Annotated in this window: 17 protein-coding genes; 5 read left to right on the top strand and 12 right to left on the bottom strand. The window is 35.0% G+C overall.

The annotated features are described in order from the left end of the window. Positions 1 to 18: 18 nt before the first annotated feature. The 4 genes from ACUXVC_RS04165 to ACUXVC_RS04150 all read right to left on the bottom strand — a co-directional run bounded on the left by ACUXVC_RS04165 (position 19) and on the right by ACUXVC_RS04150 (position 4,776). Positions 19 to 1,941, bottom strand: a complete 1,923-nt coding sequence (locus tag ACUXVC_RS04165) for an ABC transporter permease (protein WP_095691366.1) — start codon at positions 1,939 to 1,941, stop codon at positions 19 to 21. A gap of 139 nt (positions 1,942 to 2,080) precedes the next feature. Further along, a complete protein-coding gene (locus ACUXVC_RS04160) occupies positions 2,081 to 3,085 on the bottom strand; it encodes an ABC transporter permease (RefSeq protein ID WP_095691367.1) in 1,005 nt (334 codons plus the stop codon). Position 3,086: 1 nt separating this feature from the next. Then, positions 3,087 to 3,953 carry an ABC transporter permease subunit gene (locus ACUXVC_RS04155; protein ID WP_095691368.1) on the bottom strand — a complete coding sequence of 289 codons (867 nt, stop codon included), beginning with the start codon at positions 3,951 to 3,953 and terminating at the stop codon, positions 3,087 to 3,089. Between the two features lie 88 nt (positions 3,954 to 4,041). Then, positions 4,042 to 4,776, bottom strand: coding sequence for a YwaF family protein (locus ACUXVC_RS04150; protein ID WP_000388700.1), 735 nt, complete (start codon positions 4,774 to 4,776; stop codon positions 4,042 to 4,044). 211 nt (positions 4,777 to 4,987) lie between these two features. On the opposite strand from ACUXVC_RS04150, the gene ACUXVC_RS04145 reads away from it, so the two are divergent. From ACUXVC_RS04145 to entC, 4 genes are all read left to right on the top strand, one after another. Beyond that, on the top strand, positions 4,988 to 6,091 hold the full coding sequence (locus ACUXVC_RS04145) for an efflux RND transporter periplasmic adaptor subunit (RefSeq protein WP_446025928.1): 1,104 nt from the start codon (positions 4,988 to 4,990) through the stop codon (positions 6,089 to 6,091). Beyond that, complete coding sequence (locus ACUXVC_RS04140; protein WP_000609100.1) at positions 6,088 to 6,762, top strand: ABC transporter ATP-binding protein; 675 nt, start codon at positions 6,088 to 6,090, stop codon at positions 6,760 to 6,762. Before ACUXVC_RS04145 ends, ACUXVC_RS04140 begins: the two co-directional genes overlap by 4 nt. Before the next feature lie 26 nt (positions 6,763 to 6,788). Continuing rightward, the gene (locus tag ACUXVC_RS04135) at positions 6,789 to 7,940 is read left to right on the top strand and encodes an ABC transporter permease (protein ID WP_423249944.1); all 1,152 of its coding nucleotides are present in this window, start codon (positions 6,789 to 6,791) and stop codon (positions 7,938 to 7,940) included. Between the two features lie 457 nt (positions 7,941 to 8,397). Continuing rightward, entirely contained in the window at positions 8,398 to 9,786 is a 1,389-nt protein-coding gene (entC, locus tag ACUXVC_RS04130) for a cell wall-binding protein EntC (protein ID WP_144465719.1), read from the top strand. A 51-nt stretch (positions 9,787 to 9,837) separates the two neighbouring features. Here the strand turns inward: entC and ACUXVC_RS04125 are convergent, their stop codons facing one another. From ACUXVC_RS04125 to ACUXVC_RS04090, 8 genes are all read right to left on the bottom strand, one after another. Next, positions 9,838 to 10,761 carry a HEAT repeat domain-containing protein gene (locus ACUXVC_RS04125; protein WP_446025927.1) on the bottom strand — a complete coding sequence of 308 codons (924 nt, stop codon included), beginning with the start codon at positions 10,759 to 10,761 and terminating at the stop codon, positions 9,838 to 9,840. Between the two features lie 108 nt (positions 10,762 to 10,869). After that, on the bottom strand, positions 10,870 to 11,955 hold the full coding sequence (locus ACUXVC_RS04120; RefSeq protein ID WP_053565185.1) for a DUF871 domain-containing protein: 1,086 nt from the start codon (positions 11,953 to 11,955) through the stop codon (positions 10,870 to 10,872). Then, positions 11,945 to 12,223, bottom strand: a complete 279-nt coding sequence (locus ACUXVC_RS04115) for a hypothetical protein (protein ID WP_000900048.1) — start codon at positions 12,221 to 12,223, stop codon at positions 11,945 to 11,947. Before ACUXVC_RS04115 ends, ACUXVC_RS04120 begins: the two co-directional genes overlap by 11 nt. Next, complete coding sequence (locus ACUXVC_RS04110; RefSeq protein ID WP_001013042.1) at positions 12,199 to 13,509, bottom strand: PTS sugar transporter subunit IIC; 1,311 nt, start codon at positions 13,507 to 13,509, stop codon at positions 12,199 to 12,201. The genes ACUXVC_RS04115 and ACUXVC_RS04110 overlap by 25 nt, the downstream gene beginning before the upstream one ends. A gap of 83 nt (positions 13,510 to 13,592) precedes the next feature. Then, complete coding sequence (locus ACUXVC_RS04105) at positions 13,593 to 13,898, bottom strand: PTS sugar transporter subunit IIB (protein ID WP_000275642.1); 306 nt, start codon at positions 13,896 to 13,898, stop codon at positions 13,593 to 13,595. A 1-nt stretch (position 13,899) separates the two neighbouring features. Then, a complete protein-coding gene (locus tag ACUXVC_RS04100; protein WP_048564417.1) occupies positions 13,900 to 14,220 on the bottom strand; it encodes a PTS lactose/cellobiose transporter subunit IIA in 321 nt (106 codons plus the stop codon). A gap of 110 nt (positions 14,221 to 14,330) precedes the next feature. After that, positions 14,331 to 16,271, bottom strand: a complete 1,941-nt coding sequence (locus ACUXVC_RS04095) for a BglG family transcription antiterminator (protein WP_063245565.1) — start codon at positions 16,269 to 16,271, stop codon at positions 14,331 to 14,333. A gap of 75 nt (positions 16,272 to 16,346) precedes the next feature. Continuing rightward, positions 16,347 to 17,435, bottom strand: a complete 1,089-nt coding sequence (locus tag ACUXVC_RS04090; protein ID WP_098126291.1) for a DUF871 domain-containing protein — start codon at positions 17,433 to 17,435, stop codon at positions 16,347 to 16,349. Between the two features lie 319 nt (positions 17,436 to 17,754). On the opposite strand from ACUXVC_RS04090, the gene ACUXVC_RS04085 reads away from it, so the two are divergent. Beyond that, positions 17,755 to 18,957, top strand: coding sequence for an MFS transporter (locus ACUXVC_RS04085; RefSeq protein ID WP_000503255.1), 1,203 nt, complete (start codon positions 17,755 to 17,757; stop codon positions 18,955 to 18,957). The last annotated feature ends 106 nt before the right edge of the window (positions 18,958 to 19,063 follow it).

Here is a 19,063-nt window from a genome sequence, read left to right as displayed (position 1 = left end):
ATCCATGCTTGCTTCTTTTTATCTTCTATTATTAAATACAGTATTTGTGTAAGAACGAACAGTTAACATATAATAACCAAAGTAGATTATGATATACACTCCTATACTACCTAGTAGGGGAAGACTATATTCAAACATTCCTGTAAAACCCATCAAACTTAAAAATGCAAAGAACGTATGAACAATCGCAAGAAATAGTGGTACTAAGAATATTGCACCTACTTGCTTTCTTACAGATTCCCTTGCTTCCTTTTTCGTTAGTCCGATTTTCTTTAACATTCCGTACGCCGGTCGCTCTGCCATCGCTTCTGTTATTTGTTTAAAGTATAAAATACAGCCTGTTGCAAGAATAAAGACAATCCCTAAAAATATACTAGCAAATAATAACACTGCACCATCTTGCAATTCAGATTGGCTCGCCTCTTCAAATGATTGGAATTTCACTTCTTTAGGAATGATTGTCCCTAGCTCTTTCGTTAGCGCTCTATTACCGTTTCCTTCAACGATAAATCCACTAACTGTTGAAACATCCTTTCCTTGCTGCAACTTATTAAATAACGAATCTCGAACAACAAGCCCCACTGGTGCAAGTTTCGCACTCATAATTGTTTCCTCTCGATGATCAACGATTGTAATATCGTCCTTCATCCCTTCAAAGAACACATTGTTTCCTTCAAGCGAATTCTTTTCGATGTTATGTGATTTATACGGATCTAATAAAACAACTTCCTTTTCAGAACCGAGAATAACTTGTTTATTGCCTAATATAGAAGCTGATTTATTATAATCTGTCACTTTTATCATTTGCACATTACCATTACCTATTAAATACCCTGTTAATATTTGTTCTCCATCTATCTTCCCTTGCATAGACAGCATAGCTACAGACGTTTCATTTTTAATTGCTAATTCATGTTTTTGAATTTCTTCTCTAACCTTCTTATCTAGTTCCTTTCCAGTTGTTACATACTCATAACTAACTGGATTCATTAAGGTCGCTGTCTTCTGCGCCCCATAATACATACTGGAACTCACCCCAATGGTGCATAATGTTACCGCACTTAATAAAGATAATAACGCAAGCATCTTTACGTTTCCTTTTATTCTGAAGAACAATGAAGAAATCGATAAAATGTTCGTTCCATTCCAATATTTCGTTTTATCTCCCTTGATTGTATGGAGTGATTTCACTGTATATTGCTCAAATAGTAAAAACGTACCTTTTACAATACAGCCAAAAATAAGTAGACCTGTAATAAAAATTGCTCCAAATCCAAAAACTTGTGTAAGTAACGCAATGATATAACCTGTAATTAATAAAACAATCGCTCGTTTTGCCTTCTTACTTGAATACGTAGGTGCCTCTTCTTTTTGATTTTCACCATATAGTAATTCAACTAAACGATGCTCATAAATTAACTTTTTACTTTTCCATGATGCAATAAAGAAAATTGCCCCTATCGTTATAAGAACTTCTACTATAGATACAAATGAAATCGTAAATGTAAAAGTAAACGCACTTCCCATTAACTTCACGAGAAGCCCCGCGCACATATTCGCTATAAATAAACCAGCAAGAATACCTAATACACTTGCCGCACCACCAACTAATAATGTTTCATAAAAAAGTAACTTCGCGATTTCTTCTTTACGGATACCTAGTAAACTATATAGCGCAATTTCTTTTTTCTTCTTTCGCAAAAAGAAGCTATTACAATAAAAAATAAATATCGTTAAAAAGATAATTAACAATATTTGTGCAAACGTAAATGTCGTTTCCACCTTATCCGATTCTTTTAAAAGAGCTACTACACTTTCATTTCGTTTAATCGATACGAATGTAAAATAAATAATAATGCTACCTACTAATGAAATAAAGTATAGAAAATAATCTTTTATATTTCGTTTTATACTACGTTTTGATACTTCTAAAAAATCCATCGTATACCTTCACCCGCTCTCGTATTTCTCTATACATAAAGTGTATACGAAATTGTATTTCTCCCCTATCGATTTTCATTACAGCTCTCTTACGATATTGTAATATAACAAAATAAAAGAACCTAGTTTCCTAGGCTCTTCACATCGTATGTTTAAAAGTAAATAACTCTTCTTTTGACTGCACAGCAGATTGTTCCTCTTCTACAACATCCTTCTTTAGCTCTCCTCCTAACCTTACTTTCATCATCGCCTCTTCGATACTTTTTACAATCATATTTCCTGAAAAAATAGTAAGCCCGAAAAATGTAATTGGGACGAGAGGGATCCATGGATTCACTGTTAATGATCTAAAATAGACTCCAATTAAACCTGACCATTCATGTGTGTAAGAGTCTATTTCTTCTATCGGTCCTAAAAACTGAACTGTTCCGCCAAAGAATATTTCCAGTAATCCTAAGTGCAGTAAAATAGTAAGAGTTTGCGTAAACTGCTGAAAAAATACAAGTATAAACGTCATATAGAGATGCGGGAAAATATGCTTTATAACAATATGCCTTCTCGATCCACCTAATATGCGCGCGGCATCAACAAATTCTTCCGTTCGCAATTTACGAACTTCCTTCGCAACATACAGTGCAATAACTGGCATTACAAGCAGTACAAGTAATACCACTTGAAACGAAGCCCTTTCAAAAAAGGTTGTTGTCTCCTCTCCGCTTCCAAATGTATTTGCAGATTGAAGAAAAAAATACGCAATCATAACTGTCGGAATAACTGTAAAACTATCAAAGAAAGCCTCAATTTTTGAAAATCCTCTTTTTATATACGTTCCGAGTACGACACCGAAAAACACACCTATTACCATTCTAAGTGCCGCAATTAAAATAGATATACCAATCGTCCACTTCGCGCCCTCAATGACTAAATGTAGCAGGTCATACCCTTTCCGGTCTGTCCCGAGTAAAAATTGTAATGAAGGTGGAAACGGTGGCACTTGTGGATTTTCATCCGCATCATATTGCAATGTAACTTGTCTAATATGTCCATCATTCCATAACGTATTTCCGATGCTCAAAAGAACTAATAGGAGAAGAAACCCAATGCTTATCCAAAATCTTTTATCACGTTTTATATACGTCCACATATTATAATCTCTCCTTCATCGCAGCCGGAATGAGATAATGAAACAATTTAAATAAAATAAAAATCGGAATATATATAAGCAGTACACTCACTATGAAAACCTCAACTCTAATACCGAAATACGATTTCAAAAACATAAAAATGCCACCCGTATTAAAAATCCATTCTATAATATATAAATTAGATAACATAAAAAAGATATTCGTTTTCGCAAAGAATAATGTACTAAGCAACACATTTCGTAAAATATGGCGATTTAAAATATGAAAGCGCCCCAGCCCTTTCGCCTTAGCAAATAGTACATAATCTTTTTCTAGTTCATTTTCAAAACGAAGCACGACCATTTTTACAAACATAATCGTAGTCGGGATGCTCAAACACAATATTGGCAACCCCCTAATCGACTCGCCTCCAATTGAAGCAATTTGAAAAGGTAAAAAACCTGTTTGTTTAAAAAACCATACAACTAAAATTTGTGATACTAAAATAAGAAGGATATCTGGAATGGATTCTAGGAAGATAAGAAATGATTTAATTCGATGTTGTATACGCGGTGAACTACTCATAATTACATAAACAATACAAAATGCTACAAATAATGAAATGAAAAAAGCAGCTAAAAATATAACAATTGTTTCTTTATAATGGACAAACAACTGTGGAAATAAAAATTTACCTTTCACATATTGCAAATTGGAAATGTCCATTAAATTCACAAACACTTCTTGTAAACTCTTTATGTACTGTGATGCATGCAGCTCAAATCCATAAAATAGTTTCGGCAATGTCCCTAAACAAATAATACCCAAAATCGAAATAAGAAATTGAATCGTCACTTCCATTCCATTCAAAAATACCTTTTTGACCATTTTCGCCCTTCTCTCTCTATAATTTACCCCTTAATTTTATTCTTAATTTTCTGAATTGTAAATATTTTAAGAGCAAAAAATCACTAGGCTATGATCCTAGTGATTCCTTATGCGCATGCCTTTCTCTTTTCGCAAACGGCATATACAAAACCAAACATCCAATAAGCGCAGCTATTTCTAATGAAATAATATAGTAAGGATGCGGCCCTAACATATCAAGTAATGAAGCTGTTTCTGGCTTATGAGCTAAAAACATATAATTACCACCTGTTTTGTAATTTACAAACGAAACAATTGGAATCAATATGTTTAAAAATATCATTGTGCGTTTAATAGATTGTACTGTCGGACGATATCCTTCCACCCAAGTCATAAAGAGTGGTGCCCAAATGAGCAATATATGCGCGATAAAATATTCAATGAAACGAAAATGCGGAAAAGCATACTGCAAGTTTGGCGTTAAAATAGCTTGTGATGCACCAATAATTCCCGTGAAAAATACAATCTCATATATGCGGTAACTTTTCGTTACGATCATAATCGACGCTAATAATAAACTAATCGTACATAATTCAAACGGTAATGAAGTAGCTAGCTCAAAAATCCCCGCTTTCCACTCCCACATATGAAGCCCAATTTCACTACCTATAAATAAAAATGCAATTGCATATCGAACCGTTATATTCCACTCACTTTGACGTAATACATCTTGGTATTGATACAGAAAAAATATCCCCACCAACATAATAAATAATATAAGGGCATGTTGCCTTGAGTATGGAATAAATGGTTTTAATGGATGTGCACTAAAATAAGCTTCCATCTTCCTTCCTCCTTTCCTTCATACAATATTATTGTAAGAAAGAAACAACGAGTCAATTCATTTGCTTACACTGGGACAAGCTCTACCTTACATTTACATATTCATACCTTACAAAACTGTAAGGTTATTGTAAGCTAAAACGATTTGTCAGATTCTTTACCTCTTCTATACTTAATGTAGATACTAAAACGAACGAAAAGGTGATAAATAGATGAAAAAGAAAAATAAAGTGTTAATTACTAGTGTAGTAGCAATCGGAATTGCAGCTGGATCATACTTTGCATTTGCTGGGGGCGGTTCAGATGTAGCAATGGCATATAGCGGATATAAAGTAACCGAAAAACAAATCCAAAACGCGCAAAAATTTGGTGGCGAAGTTATTCCAAATGGAATTGAAACTATTTCATTCGATCCAACAAAAGGAACATATGAATTAGCTGTGAAAAAAGGCGATGAAGTGAAAAAAGGTCAGCTTCTATTTAAATACAATGATCCGACTGCGAAACAAGGTGTAACAGAAGCAGAAATGCAAAAGAAAATCGCACAAAAAGAAGTAACGTTGCTCCAAAAACAAATTGATGTAGCGAAACAAAAATTACAAAAAGATAAAAATGCAAGCCTTCCTGCTGAAGCATTAAAAGCATCAGAAGCCGAAGTTGGGCAATTAGAATCACAAATTGAAATGAAAAAGTTTGAAGTTGAAAAAGCTGATGAAATGATTAAAGCAGCAAAAGAGAAAGTAAACAATCTTTCTGTAACAAGTCCTGCTGATGGCGTAATTGATGATATCGTAAAAACTGCTGACGAAAAAACAGGTATGAGCGGAATTACTCTTCGTCACGCTGGTCAATTTAAAGTAAAAGGTCAACTTTCTGAATATGAGCTTGCTAGTATGAAAGTTGGGCAAGAAGTAACTGTTTCATCAAAAACTGTCGCTGGTAAGACTTGGACAGGAAAAGTAACAGAAATCGGTTCTACACCTTTAAAGAGCATGGATGAAAATAAAACTGTTTCTAATTACCAATTCACTGTCACATTAGATAATAGTGACGAACTACAAAACGGCTTCCACGTTTACGTAACAAGTAAATCTGGCGAAGCAACTGGTACAATTATTCCGAAAAGCAGTATCGTGAAAAAAGGTGACAAAAATGTTGTCTTCGTTGTAAAAGACGGTAAAGCGAAAGAACAAGCAGTTACTGTTGAATTCGAGACTGATAGCGAAGCAAAAGTTTCTGGAGTGAAAAAAGGAGAGGAAATTATCTCTAAGCCTGAAAAAGACTTAAAAGATGGTATGGAGGTTGTCGCCCAGTGATTAACTTAAAAGGCATCACGAAATCCTTCCAAAATGGTGCAGAGTCCGTTCAAATATTACATGGAATTGATGTAACACTGAACCAAGGAGAATTCACTTCGATTATGGGACCTTCTGGTTCTGGTAAATCAACATTAATGAACATTATCGGTTGCTTAGATAAACCGACGACAGGTACGTACGAACTAGCTGGTCAAAACATTTCAAACATGTCTGAAACAGAACTTGCACACGTACGTAATAAAGAAATCGGATTCGTATTCCAAAACTTCATGTTATTACCTAGACTTACAGCACTTCAAAATGTAGAGCTACCTCTTATTTACGCTGGAGTTGATAAAAAAGAAAGACGTGAGCGTTCATTAGCCGCTTTAACAAAAGTAGGCTTAGCTGATCGCGCTACTCACCTGCCGAACGAATTGTCAGGTGGACAAAAGCAGCGTGTCGCTGTTGCACGTGCAATCGTAAATAACCCGAAATTCATTTTAGCCGATGAACCGACGGGAGCACTTGATACGAAAACAAGTACACAAATTATGGACCTCTTTTACGAATTAAACAAACAAGGCTCAACAATCATTATGATTACCCATGACCGTGAAATCGGGGAAGCTGCAGCACGTCAAATTGTAATTCGTGACGGAAATATCGTCCAAGATTGGAGAGGTTAATTTTGAACACGAGTGAAAATATACGCATGGCCCTTTCCTCTATCTTTGCTCATAAAATGCGTTCTATCTTAACGATGCTAGGTATTATTATCGGTATTAGCGCCATTATTACTATCATTTCAATGGGTGATGGTACAAACGCAAAGTTTAAAAAAGAGTTAGGCCAAGGAAAAGATAATGAAGTAACGATTTACTACAAAAACCCTGATTATGGACCAGATAACGCTAAAATTACATCTGATATGCTGAAACGTCTTCAAACTGTTCCTGGAGTTAAAGATGTTTATCCAGATGTAAGTATGAAAGTAAAAGCATCTGCTGGTTCAAAAGATGTCTCTCTTGATTTAAAAGGTGGAACAGGCGCTTTTATGACAGATTCAAAAATAAAATTAGTTCACGGTCGTGAATTAAACGACGGCGAATTAAACCAAGCAATTCCTGCTGTTATATTAAATGAAGAAGCTTTCAATAAATTATTTAATGGTTGGGAATCAAATTTATACACAGATATAAAAGGAAAACCATATAAAGTAGTCGGTGTGTACGAAACGAAAAATGAGTTTGGAATGGCTATGTCAGAAGGTTATACATCACTTGAAAACGCCCCTGTCATTTCTGGAGTAACTGAGTATGACACTGTAAAATTAACACTCGTTTCTCCATCAGAACGTAAAAATGTAGAAAAAGAAGCCGTTTCCGTTTTAAACGACATGAAGGCCCCTAAATTTGAGCATAAATTTGAAGCGCAAGACATGGGTGAATTTACGAAGCAACTAGACGAATCAATCGGTATGATGAAAATGGTATTCGGTGGTATTGCTGCTATTTCCTTACTTGTTGGTGGTATCGGTGTAATGAACATCATGCTCGTATCTGTAACAGAACGTACACGTGAGATTGGTATTCGTAAAGCACTTGGTGCAACACGTGGTAAAGTATTAACACAATTCTTAATCGAATCTTGTATTTTAACAGGACTTGGTGGTTTCATCGGATTCATGCTCGGTATTTTCTTCGCTTGGATCGTCTCAATCTTTGCTGGATGGCCACTCGTTGTCTCAAAAGAACTTGGACTTCTTGCAGTAGGTATTTCAATGCTAATCGGTATTGCATTCGGACTACTACCAGCCAACAAAGCTGCAAAACTTGATCCAATTGAATGTTTACGATATGAGTAAACAAAAACGTAGGAGTTTACACTCCTGCGTTTTTTATTTACATATTAAATCGAGTTTCTTCTATTATATATGTTTCACGTTACAACTATCATTCTAATACTCTTCATTATTTATAGGTACTAAAGCTATTATCTAATCCTATTATTGCAAAAATACTATATAACAGACGAAAATCAAGGCGTAATTTTTTCCATGCTTCGACTGATTTTGTAACAATTATATCGATATTTCATTAAATTTCACCTCATTTATATCTTTTTACATCTAAAAAGGTTATTATTCCATAACTATCTTTTCATTCAGACAGTAAAATACGCTATTTTTGTAACACTATAGATATACACAAGAAATATTACAGTAACATTATTAATGTTACTGTAATTGAAATACTACTCATTTTGTGTTTTACATGCCCTAATACGCCAAAAAACAACAAGGAAGCGCTATCAGGATATTTATGGAATTGTTACAGAATATTAATGCCCCGTTACGAAAGCTTTGTAATTTTATGTTTTTCGCAAATAAGAAAATAATGGTTGCTATAATGAGGTCAACGAAAACAAATGCAATGGAGGCTATTATGAAAAAATTTATGGGTATAGCAACAGCAGCGGTTTTTGGTCTTGGGATTTTCACAACATCTGCTAAAGCAGAAACGATCGTAACGACTGACGTACTAAACGTACGAGAAAACCCAACTACTGAATCAAAAGTTGTAGGAAAATTATTAGATGGATATAAAGTAAATGTTTTACATACAGAAAATGGTTGGTCAAAAGTTCAATTGAATAGCGGTAAAGAAGCTTTCATAAGCGCTGACTATACAAAAGACACTTACTACGTAACAGCAAACGTATTAAATGTACGTGCTAGTGCAAACACAGATTCAGAGATTCTTGGTAAGTTGAAAAAAGATGATGTAATCGAAACAACACACCAAGTACAAAATGATTGGATTCAATTTGAATATAATGGAAAAACAGCTTATGTTCATGTTCCTTACTTAACAGGTAAAGCACCAGTTAAAGTTCAACCAGTAGTTAAAGCTGAAAAAACAACTACAGTTCAAGATACAGCTAAAGTTCGTGAAGCTGTTAAAGCTCAGGAAGTAGCTGAAACTCAAGCAAAAGCTAAAGCAGTGGAAGCAACTAAAGCTCGCGAAGCAGCTGAAGCTCAAGCAGAAGTTAAAGCTCAAGAAGCGGCTAAAGCTAAAGAAGCAGCTAAGGCTCAAGAAGCAGCTAAAGCTCAGGCAGATGCTGAAGCTCAAGCAGAAGCTAAAGCTCAAGAGGCGGCTAAAGCTCGTGAAGCAGCTAAAGCTCAAGAAGATGCTGAAGCTCAAGCAGCGGCTAAGGCTCAAGAAGCAGCTAAAGCTCGTGAAGCGGCTAAAGCTAAAGCAGATGCTGAAGCTCAAGCGGCTAAGGCTCAAGAAGCAGCTGAAGCTCGTGAAGCGGCTAAAGCTAAAGAAGCAGCTAAAGCTCAAAAACCAGCTACACAACAACCTGTTGCAAAAGAAACTGAAACAAGTGCACCATCATCTTCTCGTGAGTTACGTGTTGTAGCAACAGCTTATACAGCAGATCCACTTGAAAATGGTTATAAAGCAGGCGACCAAGTAAAATCAGCTTTAGGCCACAACTTAACAGCTAATCCAAACATGAAACTAATTGCAGTTGATCCAAGTGTCATTCCATTAGGTTCAAAAGTATGGGTTGAAGGTTACGGAGTAGCAATCGCTGGTGATACTGGTGGAGCTATTAAAGGTAATAAAATCGACGTTTTAATGCCAGATAAAGGCACATCAAGTAGCTGGGGACGTAAAACAGTTACAGTTAAAGTATTAAACTAGTTATAAAAAAGAGTCAGTCTCATCGTTGAGGCTGGCTCTTTTTTATGATTCTTACATTCTTTCTTTCTCTTGAAAGTAAGTAATATTATCTCGAAGCCACTTCCTCTCCGACATAAACAAGTTTCCACGTTTTTTGTACACTTTATCAAATGTCTTTAAAGCTTCTTCCTGATCAACAAACTTATGTAAGAAACGAAGAGCAATGATAATCTCTGATTCATCCGTAGGCTCTACTTCATTTTTACGTCTTCTAGCGACAATTTTATTCACACGTTCGCAAATTGGTCTCATTGCCATTTCGTCACCATACATATAAATAGCTCGAACAGCTTCATATTTCACCATCACATTTCTATCATGCAAAGCTTCAATATAAACTATTTGTAAGTCTGTTCTTCCGATTTCTGCTAAAGTCTCAATAGCTGCTGAACGAATATAAGCACTATCACAGTGTAAAAGTTTCGTTAAAGATAGAATCGATCGCTTTGTTCCAATCTCATGTAAAGTGGCACATATATTTACAATATCATCTCGATTCTCCTCCACTGTAAGTAACTTCAATAAAGCCTCTTCTGCTCCCAACGATTTACACAACTTTAAAGCGATGACAGCGGAATAACGAACTCCACTATTTTTATGATATATGTAAGGAATAATTTTATGTGCATTGCTCGCTTCAGATAATTTACTTAAATCTATAAGCATACTATCCAACACTATCCTGCTTTCTTCACTTTCTAACCGATTTATCAAATAATCTGCTATATACATCTCTCCAGTATTTATTGCAAGTTGTGTAATTAAAAAATAAAGGTTTGTTTTTATATATACTTTTCGTGCTTCCGTTACTTTCTCTTGCAAACAAGAAAAAAGGGATAAATCATTTAACTGCATCGCTTCTTCATACGCACATTGCTGAATACCTGCTTCTTCATCATCCATCCGCCTTAATAAATCATCTATATACTCTTCCATCTCCTTCTCTCCCGTCCAAATGAAATCTATCTCTTTGCATTCTATATACGATAGACTACTATATCAATAGAAAAAAGAGGATGCCACAGCATCCTCTCCTTCTCTTCTCTATTCCACACAAGTAAACTGCGTCCAAGCTCCTACATAATCTAGTAAGAATAACTCCTCTTCCGCAATTGTACCGACGATATTTTTCCGTTCATCTATCGGCATTTCTTTCAAGATGATTTGCAGTTCACCTTTATACTTTCCGAATGAGTTATTACCAATTACAACTTGCCCTCTTTCCTGTAGCACACTTTCACGCACTGGGAAGTCATAATCTTTGTACTTTTTACGTACTTCTGTAGAACGTACCATATACTCTGTTATGTCGCCGCGTCTTACGTGTAATTCTTGCAGCGTAGCTCTCTTCTCTACTTCAGTCGCTTCGTCTACAAATTGTACTTTCAGCTGTAACATGTATCGATTTAAGTTTCCTAGTTTCTCTAACTCTTCCTCACTCGCATAAGCATTTCCGATAATGACATCATCGATTAGCCCTGTTGCCCATAAATGCTTCGCTTGCACTTCAATTGGTAAATTACGATGCTCTTCTAACGTACATAATCCATCGTTAATATCCCATGGACCGATGTTTGCGGCATGTGATGTAATAAAGGCTGCACTGCGAATACCATGCTTTTTAAAGCGTTCACTACAGCGAATGAAATAATCGTACGGAAGACCAGTGAATTTTTGCGGATAAAAATTATGGCAACCAATTAAAGCTGATTTATTCGCTTGATGCGAAAGAATATTTTCTAAGTACGCAATATCGTTACTTACATTTAACTCAATTTTTAAACCGTACGGATTATTCGTCATTTTCGCTTCCGTTAATCCGTCAAAACCTACATCTAAACGAATACCGTCTGCACCTAACTCTGCAAAAAATGATAGATCGCTATAACTAATATCAAGCTGATCAAACACAGCCGGAGCTACATCTAAAATAACTTCCATATTATTATCTTTTGCGTGATTAATAATCTCTTTAAATTCAGATACAATTTCTTCTTTCGGACGATTCACAGATAACAAACAAGTAAATATTCTTGAAAAACCATGTCGTGCCGCTGCCGAAATATATGCCATATCTTTTTCTTTCGTTGAATGTTCTGGATAAAGTGAAATTCCTAATTTACGCTCCATGCTTTTGCATCTCCTTCACACGTTGTATTAATGCCATGCTCGTAAATCTATATTTTGCAGATAAACATGTTGCACATAAAATTGTCGGTACAATAATTACGTACGGTGATTGCAATCCTAACATTACATATGCACCCATTGAACAACCGATAAATAAAACTGATACTAGTAGTAACACTAATAAAGATTTACTTTGTACCCATTTCGAATAATGGGCAATACACTGTCCGACCACGAATGTAATTAAGATGATAATTGCTCCGAGCATTCTGTTTTCTCCTCTCCTGCTAATTGTTGTTTCTCATACATTTTGAAGAATGGATAGTAAATAACGAATGAGATCGCAAAGTTAACAAGTACAAGTACACCAGCCATAATTGTCCAGTCCGTGCTAATAATCGCTGCAATTGGTGCTAACATCGTAAATGGCAGTTTCGCCATCATGAGTGGAATCATACCTGAAACAACTGCGAAATATGATACTGTCGTTGTCACTAGCGGTGTAATAACGAACGGAATAATTAAGATTGGGTTCATTACAATCGGAGCCCCGAAAATAATTGGCTCGTTAATATTGAATAAACCTGGTACGAATGATAATCTACCTAACTCTTTTAGGAACTTAGATTTAGAGAACATAAACATAATTACTAAAGCTAACGTTGAGCCTGATCCGCCAATCCATACGAACCATTGAATGAATTGCTCTGTAAATAAGTTTGGTAACTGATGTGCATTTCCTGTAGCCGTGAACACTTCCATATTTTCAAGAATTGCTGAATCCCACATCGGACGAATAATTGGTCCTAAAATCGCTGGTCCATGTATACCGAATGACCAGAAAAACACGATTAAGAATACTGTTAATAAACCACCGAATAAATTATTTCCTACTAATACTGATTTTAATGGTGCGATTAAATATGTGATCGTTGTATTCACATCAAATTTCAAACCGTAGCGAATGCCCCAGAATAAAAGAATAACTACTAATGTTGGAATTAATGCTGCAAACGAATTTGAAACTGCTGGTGGTACACTGTCTGGTAATTTTATTGAAATATTATGCTTAATCATAAAATGATAAATTTCTACTGCAATTAATGCTGTAACAATTGCGCCGAATAAAGACGTTGCACTTAATGTTCCTACTGAAATATATCTCCCTGCATCAATAACACCTGGTACAGCTTTCGTAATTTGAATTGGTTCAACTGATGCTAGTAAAAAGGCGAGTACAGATAATAACCCTGCACTTAACTGATTGAGCTGATAAAAGTTCGCGAGCGAAGCCCCTACACCGAACGCTGCGTATAATGCCATTAGTCCTACTGTAAATCGGAATGGAATATCTAAAATATGGCGAAACGGTGCAATCCATTCCATATATGCATCAATTGGTAAATTTAAAAAGATAACGAAAAATGATCCGACGATCGTTAACGGTAATGTAGAAATAACACCGTTTCGAATTGCTAATAAATGTCGTTGTCCTGCGATTTTTTGCGTTGTTGGCATAATCTTTTGTTCCATAAAATTCATAAACCCATTCATCAATAGCCCTCCTCTTTCTCTCTACTATAAAAGAATGAAATAAACTTTATAACATTATAATGTTTATATTTAAAAAAATATAATTATGCTAAAACTAATTGTTCTGCTTGCTTAAGCACCTTCAAACCATCACACATGCCATAATCTCGTTGGTCTATAATCGCAACTGGTATATTGTATGAATTTGCAAGAAACTCTACAGCTGGAAATAAATATTTCACTTGTGGACCAATTAAAACGACATCAGCTTCCTTAATTTCAAGTTTCACTAATTCTGAATCAACCGCCTTAATTTTATAATTCTTCCCCTGCTTCTTTGCCTCTTCTTGCATTTTTCTTACGACCATACTCGTTGACATGCCTGCTGCACAACATAATAAAATATACATCTTATACTGTCACTTTCTCTTCCACTCGTTTATGAAGAGTAATAAATTCTTCAGCTAGTTCTTTTACTGTAATTGCATTCATTAAATGGTCTTGTGCGTGCACTAACAGTAAACTGATTTCTGCATGATTTCCTCTTGCCTCTTCTTGAATTAAATCCGTTTGAATACGATGCGCTGCTGAAATTTCCTCACTAGCAAGTTTCATCTTTTCACCGGCATTCCCGAAATCTCCTTGTCTTGCAAAAGCAATTGCTTCAAGCGCCGCGCTTCTCGCATTGCCACCATGTAAAATTAACGCAAATGGAGTTTGCATATCAGCCATTTTAAATTCCCCCAAGCTATATGTTTTCTATATTTTTATCTTATTATGAAAACGCATACAATTAAACATAAAAAACTTCCGTTATGTAACGGAAGTTTTTATATACTTTTTCAAAATGATAATAAAATCTCTTGAAAATCTTCAATTACCTCGGTCTGAGTAAGTTTCTCTATCGTAGTTTGACTAGACATAATATCATATAAAAAATCATAAAGCCTTTGCAAATCTTCATTATTATTGCGCTTTACACTAAATAAAATAATTACTTGTACTTTTTTATCTCCCCAATCAACAGCCTTTTCAAGTGTGCAAAACATCAAAAAAGTTTCCTCACTTAATAACTGCATCGGATGCGGGATTGCAACTGAATTCCCAACCGCTGTCGGAGACGTATTTTCTCTTTCCATAACAGATGCATAAAAGTTTTCTGGTACATAGCGTTCCTCAGCAGCTTTCTCACATAAAAACTGAATAACATCCTCTTTCGTAGAAGCACTATGATTTAAAAAGATTAAATCGTCCTTAATATATTGCCGCACACTATTATTCACATGCGTAAACAACCGCTGACCAATCGATTTAATCTCTTTATCATCAAATATTGAATTCACTTTTATAACTGGAACAGGCAAGCCACTCGGTATATGAATCGTACTAATAATACAATCTATTTTTTCTTTATAAAGATCTTCTACTTTCAATTGATAATAGCCTGTAATACCTACAATCTCTAATTTATCTCGGAACTGTGATAAAATTTTATATTTTAATAGTTGTGCACTTCCTTGACCAGTCGCACAAACTAATAAGCATCTTTTCTTTTGATTCTGCTCCTGCAAACGGCTCATCGCTCCGCCGAAGTGAATTGCTATATAACCAATTTCACTTTCAGGGATCGATTCACCCGTATATTCACCAATGATATCTCCAACAAGAACCGCAATTTCAAAAGCATACGGATAATTCTTTTTCACTTCTGCCAAAAGAGGATTTCTCGTATTTAACTTATACTTCAAACGATTTAATAACGTTTTTAAATGAATACCAAATCCAAATAATAATTCTTCATCATAATAAAAAATAAGATTCCGTTCTTCCGCTACTTTAAAAAGAATATGTTGCATAAATGCATATATATCTTTTCCTAATAGCTCTTCTACATTTTCATAGCGATCTCTCGTTGTAACAGCAGTACTTAATAAATGCATCGTCACATATAATACTTCTTCTTCTGGAAATAAAAATTTTAACTCTTTCTCTAAATCTCCTAAAATCTGCTTCGCAATTGTATATTCTTTCTTTATTATAAGTTCTGATTGCTCCGCATGCAGTTCTTTCATATAATGTTGACTTTGACAACGCTTTAATGCGATTGCAATATGAATGACTAAATTATCAATTTCTATATCAGATAAATATATTGTTCCGCCTTCAATATACTTTAATATAATTGAACGAATGAGTGATATATGAGGTAGCGATAAATATGTATCCGTCTGCTCAAATTGCTCATGAAACGGAGTATGGTCATAACGCGGTAAACCATATTGTGATAAACAAGAACGAATATTAAATTCCTCTCCAACAATACGTATACCATAATACGGTCTCTTCTCAATTTGTAATTTATAGCGACTACATATATCTGTAACATCTTTCATAATTAAATTGACCGTTGATTTGCTCACATAAATCTCTTCCGCTAATTCTGAAAGCTTCACATATCCCTCTGTCGTTAAAACACGCTGCAGAATGTACGCTATTCTTTCTTCATAAGAAGTTGGAATCTTTTCCGTCTGTTTTTGAAATAGACTCACACAAAATTCTTCAAATTTCTTCGTTTGTATAATTTCTAATTCGTACCCAGTCCCTCTTTGCGATTCGATTTTCGCTCCGTTTTCTTCCAATATATCATTTAATAATTTTATATCCTTTTGAATCGTCTTCGTCGATACATGTAAACGGCCCGCTAAAAAAGCTCGATTTAACATCGATTTCTCTTCTAAAAACTCCTCTAAAATAGAAATTAATCGCTGATGCACCTTTGTCATAGCTCTTCCTCTCGCTCTTTATATATAAAGGGGAAAAGCTGCTGAAATCAGTAGTTTTTCCCCTTTATATTCTCTCTATCTCTTTAATGTGAACCCGAATTTATCCCATGCTTGTAAATAATCTAATAAGAAAATTTCTTCTTCTATAATTCGACCAACTACATTTGTTTTCCCTGTATTCACCATATCTTTTAATGCAATTTGTAATTCGCCTTTATACTGGCCATATTGTTCATTATCAATTAATAAATCTCCACGCTTAATTTCACGCGTATTATGAGGTTTAAACTCTTCTTTTTTATATTTCACACGACTTTGTGTAGAACGAATCATATATTCAGATACATCTCCGCGATAAAAATGTGGTTCGTCTAATACGATAATTCTTTCTAATTCTGTCGTTGTATCATATAGTTCTATATCAAATGTTTGTTTCTCTTTATTTAATGCACCTAGTGCTTGTAATTCTTCTTCTGACGCATATGCGTTTGCAATAATAACATCATCAATTAATTCCGTCGCAAATAAATGCTTCGCCTGTGTTGTCATCGGTAATTCACGATGCTGCTCTAATGTACATAACCCTTCTGTTACTGGCCAAGGTCCGTAGGTTGCATCAAATGATGAAATAAAAGCAGCCGTTCTCATACCGTAATCTTTAAATTGTTTCGAGCATTTAATGAAATGATCGTATGATAACCCTGAATAACGATGCGGATAAAAATTATGACAACCAATTAAATTTTCACGATTTGGTCTATGACTCATAATGTTATCTACATACTTCGTACCATTGCTCATATTAATCTCAATTTTCAAACCATACGGATTATAAGTCATAATTGATTCTTCTAATCCTGAGAAACCAACATCTAAACGAATACCGTACGCACCCAATTCATGGAAGAATGATAAATCATTATACGAAATACCTAATTGTTCAAAAACAGATGGACTAATATCAACTAATACTTGGAACCCTAATGCATTCGCATGTGAGATCGTTTCTTTAAATTCTTCAATAATTTTCTCTTTTTCTCCATCCACAGATAATAAACATGTGAACACACGTGTAAATCCATATTTACTTGCTAATGTTAAATACTCCTTATCTTTCTCTACTGTTGAATGTTCTGGATAAATAGAAATACCTAATCGTCTCATATGTACACGCCTCTTTCTTCATCATATTGTAAACCTTTTCAAATATATGTAGTGAAAAAGTATATATCCCCTTCTTGTTCACTACTCCTTTGAATCCGCTTTCTTTAAAGAAAAAACAATTTCTATCATTCTTAACACCTACAAGTCTATACATCTATACTTTACATCTTTTTTTCATAGTTGTGTAGCCTTTACACAAATTTGTCAGTTTTTCACCTTAAAAATTGTTATCCGTTTTCAAGACACCTTCCTTGACTGTTGCATTGGCCAATACATATACTCGAAAGAAAAGAGAAAATTTTATATAGGGGATGAATATATGGGAGAAGCAATACTCGTAAAACGAGAACCGTTATGGACAAAAGAGTTTGTTGCTTTAATTTTTGCAAACTTATGTATGTTTTTAGGGTTTCAAATGTTAATTCCAACCTTACCTGTTTATGTGAAAGAAATTGGTGGCACAAGTTCCAATATCGGATTGGTTGTCGGCATGTTTACCGTTGCGGCACTTTTTGTTAGACCGCTAACTGGGAACGCCTTGCAAAAATTTAATAAAAAAATCATCTTAATGATTGGTACTGCTATTTGTTTACTCGCTATGGGCAGTTACCTTTTCGCCTCAACAATCTTTCTCTTGCTTGCTGTTCGTATTTTACACGGAGCTGGTTTCGGTATTACAACGACTACATATGGGACTGTCGTTTCTGATTTAATTCCCTCAGCTCGCCGCGGAGAAGGCATGGGATATTTTGGTCTTTCTGGAACAATTGCAATGGCCCTCGGTCCACTTATCGGACTATGGCTTATGCAAACATATAACTTCACAATTCTTTTTTTATGTGCATTATCGTGCACAATTGTTTCATTAATATTAACGAAACTACTTCAAATCCAAAAAACGAAACAGCCTCCACAACAATCATCTAGTACTTTTCTCGATGGATTTATTGAGCGTAAAGCTTTACTTCCTTCATTATTAATATTATGTATTACATTAATGTACGGAGGAATCGGAAGTTTTATCACACTATTTGCTACAGAAGTCGGCATAGCTGATATTAGCCTCTTCTTTTTATGTAACGCACTAGCAATCGCTGTAACTCGTCCATTCTCTGGAAAGCTATATGATGCAAAAGGCCATACATTCGTCATCATTCCGGGAGTTATTATAACGTTTACAGGTATTATTTTATTGTCGTATACGACGACAATTCCGAGCTTAATTATTGCTGCAGCATGTTACGGAAGTGGTTTTGGAGCGATCCAACCTGCACTACAAGCATGGATGATTGACCGCGTAGCACCGCATCGACGCGGCGTAGCAACGGCTACATTCTTCTCCGCATTTGACCTTGGAATCGGCGCTGGAGCGATTATATTTGGATTTATTGCTCATTTTACAAACTATGCAACTGTATATCGTTACTCCTCTCTATTACTTATTGCTTTTCTCTTCATTTACATTACAAGCATAAGAAAACAAAAGCATAGCGATAAAAACACGGAAAAAGCTGCTGGATAAATCAGTAGCTTTTTTATCGTATTAAAAAATTATTTTCCCTCGTTTTGCTGTTATAAAACTACATGCATTTTCCTACATATTTTTTTAACTTTCATCAAAAAATATA

Source organism: Bacillus sp. N6 (assembly GCF_052805735.1).
Note: the sequence above shows the minus strand (reverse complement) of the source record. Positions and strands in the feature narration are given on the sequence as shown.

Coding starts and splice junctions, on each gene's coding strand:
- ACUXVC_RS04150 (WP_000388700.1), bottom strand. CDS start 4,776: ATGGAAGCTTATTTTAGTGCACATCCATTAAAACCATTTATTCCATAC.
- ACUXVC_RS04120 (WP_053565185.1), bottom strand. CDS start 11,955: ATGGAGCGTAAATTAGGAATTTCACTTTATCCAGAACATTCAACGAAA.
- ACUXVC_RS04155 (WP_095691368.1), bottom strand. CDS start 3,953: ATGGTCAAAAAGGTATTTTTGAATGGAATGGAAGTGACGATTCAATTT.
- ACUXVC_RS04105 (WP_000275642.1), bottom strand. CDS start 13,898: ATGTATATTTTATTATGTTGTGCAGCAGGCATGTCAACGAGTATGGTC.
- ACUXVC_RS04100 (WP_048564417.1), bottom strand. CDS start 14,220: ATGGCTGATATGCAAACTCCATTTGCGTTAATTTTACATGGTGGCAAT.
- ACUXVC_RS04095 (WP_063245565.1), bottom strand. CDS start 16,271: ATGACAAAGGTGCATCAGCGATTAATTTCTATTTTAGAGGAGTTTTTA.
- ACUXVC_RS04090 (WP_098126291.1), bottom strand. CDS start 17,435: ATGAGACGATTAGGTATTTCTATTTATCCAGAACATTCAACAGTAGAG.
- ACUXVC_RS04110 (WP_001013042.1), bottom strand. CDS start 13,509: ATGAATGGGTTTATGAATTTTATGGAACAAAAGATTATGCCAACAACG.
- ACUXVC_RS04085 (WP_000503255.1), top strand. CDS start 17,755: ATGGGAGAAGCAATACTCGTAAAACGAGAACCGTTATGGACAAAAGAG.
- ACUXVC_RS04135 (WP_423249944.1), top strand. CDS start 6,789: ATGGCCCTTTCCTCTATCTTTGCTCATAAAATGCGTTCTATCTTAACG.
- ACUXVC_RS04115 (WP_000900048.1), bottom strand. CDS start 12,223: ATGCTCGGAGCAATTATCATCTTAATTACATTCGTGGTCGGACAGTGT.
- entC (WP_144465719.1), top strand. CDS start 8,398: ATGGAATTGTTACAGAATATTAATGCCCCGTTACGAAAGCTTTGTAAT.
- ACUXVC_RS04145 (WP_446025928.1), top strand. CDS start 4,988: ATGAAAAAGAAAAATAAAGTGTTAATTACTAGTGTAGTAGCAATCGGA.
- ACUXVC_RS04165 (WP_095691366.1), bottom strand. CDS start 1,941: ATGGATTTTTTAGAAGTATCAAAACGTAGTATAAAACGAAATATAAAA.
- ACUXVC_RS04160 (WP_095691367.1), bottom strand. CDS start 3,085: ATGTGGACGTATATAAAACGTGATAAAAGATTTTGGATAAGCATTGGG.
- ACUXVC_RS04125 (WP_446025927.1), bottom strand. CDS start 10,761: ATGGAAGAGTATATAGATGATTTATTAAGGCGGATGGATGATGAAGAA.